This window comes from Enterococcus spodopteracolus (assembly GCF_030441955.1).
In the GTDB taxonomy this organism is placed as follows: Bacteria; Bacillota; Bacilli; order Lactobacillales; family Enterococcaceae; genus Enterococcus_B; species Enterococcus_B spodopteracolus.
Map to the genome: position 1 here is coordinate 1 of NZ_JARJHD010000112.1, position 439 is coordinate 439.

Here is a 439-nt window from a genome sequence, read left to right on the forward strand (position 1 = left end):
AAGCTCATCTGCGGCCTTACGGCGTAATTCCGCATCAGTAAGCGCATTGGCCCGCATGTTCTGATACAGGTTGGTAACCAGCCAGTAGTGCGCGTTTGATTTCCACGGATAAGACTCCGCATCCGGATACAGGCCTCGCTTCCGGCAATACTCGTAAACCATATCAACCAGCTCGCTGACGTTTGGCAGTCCGGCGGTAACGGATGCTTCTTCCCGGCACCATGCAACAAACTGCCCGGGTGATGGCAGAAATGGTCGATTCTGCCGACGGGCTACGCGCATTCCTGCGTTAACCTGTTCCATCGTGGTGATCCCGTTTTCCCGAAAAGCCAGAACCCACTGGCGACGGATTTCGTTCACTTCGTTCTGGTCACGGTTAGCCAGGCTCGCCGGGAAAGTTGCCAGTAACTGGCTGAACACACCGTTGATGATCTGCGCT

Annotated in this window: 1 protein-coding gene; it reads right to left on the reverse strand. The window is 55.4% G+C overall.

Annotated elements, in window-relative coordinates:
- On the reverse strand, positions 1-439 hold a 439-nt coding region (locus tag P3R27_RS14800; RefSeq protein ID WP_301399182.1), incomplete at both ends, for a replication protein P.